Origin of the sequence: Microcoleus sp. B9-D4 (assembly GCF_036705105.1) — a bacterium.
Classification (GTDB): domain Bacteria; phylum Cyanobacteriota; class Cyanobacteriia; order Cyanobacteriales; family Microcoleaceae; genus Microcoleus.
In genome coordinates this window covers 64770-71916 of sequence record NZ_JAUBTS010000034.1, presented here as the reverse complement: position 1 = coordinate 71916, position 7147 = coordinate 64770, and the positions used below count along the sequence as shown (strand labels likewise).

Below are 7147 nucleotides of genomic sequence, written 5' to 3'. Positions count from 1 at the left end.
GTCCAAAAAGGACGGGCGGGACGCCCATCCCACAATAAAAATTAAAATTGTAAGTTATTTAATTCGCGATCCTTATTAATTGGGTATTTCTATCTGCAATCAACAATTATGACTACAGATACTTCCAACAAACATCACCTGCGATTGGCGCTATTTTGGGCTTTACTGGGCACTCTGGCAGCGTTGGCATTATTTCCTTATGCGCTGTCTCTGAATCCAGCAATCGGGCAACTGCCTACACCGTTACCTGTTATAGCTATTGCCTCCGCCCTTCAAACGGGACTTCTTTTGATTCTCCTGAATTGGATTGGGCTTCGCCTCGGTAACTCGATCGGACTTGATACGCCCATAGCTCGTGCTTTGGTATATCGACAGCCTTTCGCGCCAATATCTAAATCTGCCCTTAACACCGCGCTAATTGTAGGCTGCATCGGTGGAATCGTCCTGATTGGATTGAGTTTAGCTTTCCAACCTTGGATGCCACCAATGGCAACTCCAACAACGCTCGAAATTGACCTCTGGAAACGCATATTAGCTTCCTTCTACGGAGGCATCACCGAAGAACTCTTGCTGCGACTGTTCGGTATGACATTGATTGCGTGGCTACTTTGGAAGATTTTTGAGCGAGACAAACCGCAACCCTCTACATGGATTTTTTGGCTGGCAATTGTGGCGGCGGCAATATTGTTTGGTGTGGGTCATTTGCCTGCGGCTGCCCATGTCTGGGCATTAACCCCGATCGTCATTCTTCGCACCATTACACTCAATGCCCTCTTAGGGATTCCCTTTGGTTTTCTTTACTGGCGTTGGGGATTAGAATATGCTATGTTATCTCATTTTTTGGCCGACTTGGTACTGCACGGAATTGGAGGAAGTTAGCAGGAGATGGAAACAATGCAATGGTACAACGAACCTTTACAATGGCATGAGGATAACGATGTTATCTACATTACCGCCGGCGCGAAGACTGACTTTTGGCGGCAAACTCATTACGGATTCATTCGCGATAACGGCAACTTTTACTACAGTCAAGTGTCAGGCGACTTTACAGCCGAAGTCAAAATTACTGGTTGCTATCGATCGCTCTACGATCAAGCAGGATTGATGATTCGAGAGAGCGAAAATATCTGGCTCAAGTGCGGTATTGAGTTTGTTGAGGGAGTGCAAAACGTGAGTGCGGTTGTGACACGAGACTATTCCGATTGGTCTGTTATGCCGCTTGAAGTGCCGCCTGTTTCCCTGTGGCTGCGGGTAAAGCGCCGAGCTGAAACGGTGGAAGTGCAATACTCGTTGAATGGGTCAGACTATTCAATGATGCGACTGGCATATCTAACTGAGTCACCAATCGTTCAAGTTGGGTTAATGTGTGCGGCTCCCCAAGGTGAAGGCTTTGCAGTCGAATTTGAAGGCTTTAAGCATAGTAAGCTGAGCTAATGTGGATGGTAAAAAAACCGATTTCTGCGCCACTCCATATATAAAATTAAAATTAGGGGTGAGTGCTTTTCACTTACCCCTGCCATTTTTTGTCCGCTTTTTAACAAACCAATTGCAGCAAGAATTCGCCACAAAAGGATCTCAATTGCTACTAGATAGCCTTGCCCGTACTCAGCGACAAAATCGTGAATACTCCCAGCAAATGACCTGCGCTCATGCAAGCCAAAAATGCCGGTACGCTAACATTGTTGAATAAAGACGGGAATGGCAAAGGCATTTTCGGCCCGACGTGGGGATACCAAATTCGGCGGCTGAGAACTATAGCAATCCTAAATCATTATCAAGACTATGATACAATTATATGCAATACTTGATTGTGACCATAAAAAAATGAATAACTTACAACTGCAAGAAAAAGATAGGGAAAAAGAAATAGCCCAATTAGAAGATTTCATTAAAAGCGATATCGATGCAAGAGAACTAAAACGAGCAATAGCTGTAAGGATGGCGCTTTCAGGTAATATCTACCATGAAATCAGCAAAATATTAGGTGTAAGTAAATTTTTTATTGGTTATTGGAAAAAACAATTTAAAACCAAAGGCATCGCCGGAATCAAACTAGGACATAAAGGGTCAAAAGGGTATTTAACAGCTCGACAAAATACTGAAGTAATCGAGTGGTTAAAGAATAAAGAATATTGGAATCTAGATGAGTTGGTTACTTATTTAGCTCAAGAGTTTGGTGTGATGTATAAATCAAAACAGAGTTACTATGAACTTTTCGATCGGGCAAAAATAAGTTGGAAAAAAACTCAAAAAGCTAATCCTAAATTTGATAAAGAACTGGTAAAAAAAAAGACGGAAGAGATTAACGATATTTTATTTAAAAACAAGGCTGGTATAGAGTATGGGGAAATAATAGTATTGTTTTTAGATGAATGTCATCTACTTCATGGTGATCTAACTGGTTATGTTTGGGGTCAATCTAAAATCAGAATTGAAGTCCCAATTACCAATGAAAAAGATAGACAAACTTATTTTGGCGCCCTCAATTATCAAAGCAAAGAATTCCATATTCAGAGCCATCCATGTGGTGATGGAGAATCCACAGTTAAATTCATAAAATACTTACAAAATAAATATGAAAATCGCAAGATTATCTTGATTTGGGATGGAGCTAGTTATCATAAATATGGAGAATTTAGAGACTTTTTATTAGAACTCAATGGTGACAAAGAACCTGAGAATTGGTCAATTACTTGTATTTTATTTGCTCCCAATGCTCCCCAACAGAATCCCGTTGAAGATATTTGGCTACAAGCTAAAAACTTTTTAAGAAAGTATTGGTATTTATGTAGATCTTTTAAGATTGTCAAGTTTTTGTTTGAGTTTTTTACTAACGAACATAAATTTGATTTCCCCAAAATACGTCAATATACTTACACAGAGAAAATCATTTAGGATTGATCTAGATATAGAAAATCATTTAGGATTGCTATAGCAATGCTAAAATATTGCAAACAAACATCACCAGAGGCTTTTGCCAATTTCCTGATGCTGTGTCCGTCACAGTCGATGCTACTACTGCCAGTAAATTTGAGTTAATCATCGTTGATGCTCCTATTTTTCATAAATTATCAGAAATGCTCCATGAGATTTCTTGCCAAAAATACAGCAGGGGCGATCGCCTTTACGCAATAAATATCTGTTGCTATTAATATTCACCGCGCCAGCGACAGCGCCCCCACCCGTAATTATCTAATCACAGCAAGAAGTCTTTTAATGCCATTCAAAAGTAACGAAAGATACAAAGGGACAAAACCATACTCGCTGCCATTTGTAACTTTTAGCCTGTCGGGCAGTGGCGGCATTTTCTCACGCTGCCAGACAGGATAGACTGCTCGTCATTACTGAGCAATGTAGGTAGGCAGAAAGTGGAGAATGTCGCGCAGAACGCTATATCCAGCAGCATCCCAGAGCAAATAAGCTAAGAAACCGATCATCGCTAAGCGACCGTTCCAAAGTTCTGCTTGCGGGTTGAAGCCAAACAAAAAGGCATTCCGATCTTTGCCGTTGTAAGCATTAGCCGTAGGAGGCAGGTTAGTAGGACGAGTTTCCATGTTTTTACATTCCTTAACAATGTTCGCTTCTCATGGTAGCGACCTAATTTCTGCTTTGCTATCTGTCTCTAGGCTCAAGATACACACAAGTCTAAAGGAGGATTTTGAAACAAAAAATAAAGTGTTAAGTTTTGTTGCGCGAGATTTTTCAGCGATCGCCTGTATCTCTGGATACTAAATACAAGTGGAAGTTGAGATTGCTACTGTGAAAAGCCTGATCGCCCCGTAGCGGCAAACAACGGCGCTGGTGACTCGACTATACTGAATCCGTGCTCTGCTAGAGGCAAGAAAATTTAGTAAATTTCAGCTTAAAACCCGAACACATCGTCCTTGAGTTAATTAAAATAGGAGATAAACAGATCGATCGGGAGAAACAGTTATCGAAACCATCTACGGCAATCTTCAAGGTTTAAAGTCCAGCCAGCTCAAGCAACTCGAAAAGCTGTACCACCAGCGACTACCGGGCGATCGCATCACCACTGCAGAATTCGCCCAGCGCGTCGCTGCCATCAGCACGGAAATAGACAAACCAATCTGCACCTACATCAACCGTCGCGGACAAGTAATTCGCGTCGGCGTCGGTACACCCCGCCAAACGCAGATTGCGCCCCTAGAATTGCCCCGCTACGGGGGAGGTCGCCTCAGCGGCATTCGCTGCATCGCCACCCACCTGAAGCCAGAAACCCCAAGCGAAGCAGCCCTCACAGCAATGGCAATTCAGCGCCTGGACGCCCTGGTTTGGCTGACACTGACGGGGGGAGGATTTCAGCGCCGCGGTGGTGGTGCGACTGGTTACATCCAAGAAGCTTATCTCGCTCACCTCATACCCCAGGGAGACCAGCCCAATTTTGAGTTTTCTGTTTTGAGCGCTCAGTTAGAACCAGATTCAACTGATGAAATAGAAGAGCCTTCAATTCCCAAGTCACTAATTCAAACTCCACACTTTCCCTGGAAAATATCAGAACCTCTGAATTTGGACGAACTCGCTGACCAAGACTTTCTGGATTTGGTGGAAGGACTCGAAGCAGAGTTTCAAGCAGAGTTTGTCGCTAAGCAGGTCGATGCAGACCAAGACAAAGTGCTGTTAGTAGGTGTCATGACTCAGCACATGACTCAGTTGGAGTTTGAGGACGGCCTGGCAGAAATCACGCGGCTGGTTGAAAGCGCCGGCGGTCAGGTGCTGCAAACAGTGCGCCAAAAACGATCGCGCCCCCATCCGCAAACAGTCGTCGGCGAAGGCAAAGTTCAGGAAATTTCCCTCACCGCTCAGACGATTAGCGCTAACCTCGTGGTATTCGATCGCGACCTGGCCCCCGCACAAATACGGAACTTGGAAACTCAGATAGGTCTTCGCGTTGTCGATCGAACAGAGGTAATTCTCGACATCTTTGCCCAAAGAGCTCGATCGAGCGAGGGTAAATTGCAAGTCGAACTCGCTCAGCTAGAGTACGCCCTGCCCCGGCTCAGAGGGCGGGGTCAGGCAATGTCGAGACAGGGTGGCGGTATCGGTACCAGAGGCCCAGGGGAAACCAAGCTAGAAACCGAACGGCGGACGATCGCCAAACGCATTTCTCGATTGCAGCAAGAAGTAAATCAACTGCTGGCGCACCGCTTCCGGCTGCGGCAGAATCGGCATCATCACGAGGTACCCTCAGTGGCGATCGTTGGCTACACCAACGCCGGTAAATCTACTCTGCTCAACCTGCTCACAAATTCCGAAGTCTATGCCGCCGACCAGTTATTTGCCACCCTCGACCCCACAACTCGACGGTTGACCATTCCCGGCGTCACCGGGGAACCCCTGTCGATCGTCCTGACAGATACAGTGGGCTTTATTCGTGAACTGCCTCCCGCCTTGATCGACGCTTTCCGGGCTACCCTCGAAGAAGTCACGGACGCTGATGCTTTGCTGCATCTCGTCGATCTCTCCCATCCCGCGTGGCAGAGCCAAATTCGATCGGTGATGAATATTTTGACCGATATGCCCGTAACTCCCGGCCCAGCCCTTGTAGTTTTTAACAAAATCGATGCCGTAGATGGAGAGACTCTCGCCCTCGCCCGAGAAGAATTTCCTCAAGCAGTATTTATTTCGGCGGCCAAAGGTTTGGGGATGGAAACTCTCCGCGACCGATTAGCTCAGCTCATTCAATACGCCCTCTACCCTCGGTAAACACTTAAATATTCCTTTTGAATAGTTGACATGGGGGAATATACGTACATATACTGAGGACAGATCTAGTCGAACTATGAGATGATAAAAGAGTAGTCAGATTGTGCATTGCAAAGTACAATACAGCAGCTCTATTTTGCGATCAGTTAAATAAATAATTTCCGGAGGCCGCGGTCAAGGTAAAAAGACTCTTTGTTAATGGCTGTAAGGGCTGTTGGTTCAGAGGTTGCAAAAAGATGTTGCATCACGCTTTGCAAACAACCTGTGCAAACAACCTGTGCAAACCACGGTACGGGATGTCAAGGTAAAAGAGAATAATATTATTAAAGTGTTTGGGTACTCCCCTCAAGCGCTATACTATCTTTTACAGACGTCAGCGAGAGAATACATCCATTTATTGTAAGAACTCTAAAATCCTTGCCCGTCGTACAGCGCTAATCTCTAGGACTATTTCTATTTTTCGATTTTACCACTGTTTAACTAAATAGTTATGTGTACGCCACTGGCAAAACTAGCAATTGGACTCTCTGCCACAATGGCAACAGCCTTTTACTATCTAGCTGCCGCCCCTCCGGCTTCAGCACAAGATGTGTGTGGGCTGGGAAATTATTCTAATGCCTGTCTCCCCAGCCAGGCATCACCACCAACGAAACCCGGCCAGCAGGCGGCCCAGCAGGGTTTGTCCCAAATGTACATCACACCTTCGACAAGGACACCTTCGAGAGGCCCCACTTCTATTCCTGAACCGGGTACTGCGATCGCAGTCCTACTGACAGGTGCAGGAATGATATGTTCGTGCAGAAAGCGAAACAATCAGGTTGGTCCGCAGCGCTAGGCAGGCTGATGACCAACCTGTTTGCCTTTATAATGTCTCCGTTTTTTTTAGCGTGGGTATTTGTTTACTTAAATTTATATAAGAAATAAAAAATTGTATAAAAAATAACTTGACACCTCGCTTGTGCGCTGCAAATAGAGCCGGATGTTGAAGGAAGAAAGCGATAGCGACTTCAGTCAATCGATTTGAGATTTGAGATTTGAGATTTTAGAGGCGACCCCACGGATAAATGCTCTTTCTTGAGGATTTTCGATTTGAGATTTGGGATTGATTCCACGGATAAATCACGTGGCGGGTACCACCTTTGAAATTCCTGGTCAGGGTAAAAACAAGGAAGAAGGCAAATGCACTTCCTGGCAAGGGTTTTAGCAATGAATAACCTCCGGTGCAACAGATAAGGTTGCTATATGTTGCTATATATAATAAAAATTAAAATATAAAAATTAAAATAAGATTGGTTAAGATCAATGGTTCGCACAGTTTTTGAGAACCCACCGTATAATAAGGGTTTCAAGGCTCCTAGGCAAGTTTGCTACCAACGAAAAATCGAGGGTTTCAGCCTAGGAAGTAAAAACAGTCCGCACTATG

The 7147-nt window shown here is 44.6% G+C and carries 9 protein-coding genes; 5 read left to right on the top strand and 4 right to left on the bottom strand.

The window, feature by feature from the left end; all coding sequences use genetic code 11:
• Positions 1-108 precede the first annotated feature (108 nt).
• Positions 109-879, top strand: a complete 771-nt coding sequence (locus QUB24_RS20005; protein ID WP_333154919.1) for a CPBP family intramembrane glutamic endopeptidase — start codon at positions 109-111, stop codon at positions 877-879.
• 6 nt (positions 880-885) lie between these two features.
• Complete coding sequence (locus QUB24_RS20000; protein ID WP_333154918.1) at positions 886-1434, top strand: DUF1349 domain-containing protein; 549 nt, start codon at positions 886-888, stop codon at positions 1432-1434.
• A gap of 151 nt (positions 1435-1585) precedes the next feature.
• Here the strand turns inward: QUB24_RS20000 and QUB24_RS19995 are convergent, their stop codons facing one another.
• Positions 1586-1705, bottom strand: a complete 120-nt coding sequence (locus QUB24_RS19995; RefSeq protein WP_333154927.1) for a hypothetical protein — start codon at positions 1703-1705, stop codon at positions 1586-1588.
• Between QUB24_RS19995 and QUB24_RS19990 the strand changes: the two genes are divergently transcribed.
• Both QUB24_RS19990 and QUB24_RS19985 read left to right on the top strand, forming a co-directional pair.
• Entirely contained in the window at positions 1650-1808 is a 159-nt protein-coding gene (locus QUB24_RS19990) for a hypothetical protein (protein WP_333154929.1), read from the top strand. The genes QUB24_RS19995 and QUB24_RS19990 overlap by 56 nt on opposite strands.
• A gap of 16 nt (positions 1809-1824) precedes the next feature.
• Entirely contained in the window at positions 1825-2895 is a 1071-nt protein-coding gene (locus QUB24_RS19985) for an IS630 family transposase (RefSeq protein WP_333154916.1), read from the top strand.
• Positions 2896-3341: 446 nt separating this feature from the next.
• Here QUB24_RS19985 and QUB24_RS19980 read toward each other — a convergent pair whose 3' ends face one another.
• The gene (locus QUB24_RS19980; RefSeq protein WP_333041855.1) at positions 3342-3554 is read right to left on the bottom strand and encodes a chlorophyll a/b-binding protein; all 213 of its coding nucleotides are present in this window, start codon (positions 3552-3554) and stop codon (positions 3342-3344) included.
• A gap of 402 nt (positions 3555-3956) precedes the next feature.
• The gene (locus QUB24_RS19975; RefSeq protein ID WP_263053573.1) at positions 3957-4082 is read right to left on the bottom strand and encodes a hypothetical protein; all 126 of its coding nucleotides are present in this window, start codon (positions 4080-4082) and stop codon (positions 3957-3959) included.
• 4 nt (positions 4083-4086) lie between these two features.
• Between QUB24_RS19975 and hflX the strand changes: the two genes are divergently transcribed.
• A complete protein-coding gene (gene hflX / locus QUB24_RS19970; protein WP_333154925.1) occupies positions 4087-5724 on the top strand; it encodes a GTPase HflX in 1638 nt (545 codons plus the stop codon).
• 606 nt (positions 5725-6330) lie between these two features.
• Here the strand turns inward: hflX and QUB24_RS19965 are convergent.
• The gene (locus tag QUB24_RS19965) at positions 6331-6537 is read right to left on the bottom strand and encodes a hypothetical protein (protein ID WP_333154914.1); all 207 of its coding nucleotides are present in this window, start codon (positions 6535-6537) and stop codon (positions 6331-6333) included.
• Positions 6538-7147 lie beyond the last annotated feature (610 nt).

Coding starts and splice junctions, on each gene's coding strand:
- QUB24_RS20005 (WP_333154919.1), top strand. CDS start 109: ATGACTACAGATACTTCCAACAAACATCACCTGCGATTGGCGCTATTT.
- QUB24_RS20000 (WP_333154918.1), top strand. CDS start 886: ATGGAAACAATGCAATGGTACAACGAACCTTTACAATGGCATGAGGAT.
- QUB24_RS19990 (WP_333154929.1), top strand. CDS start 1,650: ATGCAAGCCAAAAATGCCGGTACGCTAACATTGTTGAATAAAGACGGG.
- QUB24_RS19985 (WP_333154916.1), top strand. CDS start 1,825: ATGAATAACTTACAACTGCAAGAAAAAGATAGGGAAAAAGAAATAGCC.
- QUB24_RS19980 (WP_333041855.1), bottom strand. CDS start 3,554: ATGGAAACTCGTCCTACTAACCTGCCTCCTACGGCTAATGCTTACAAC.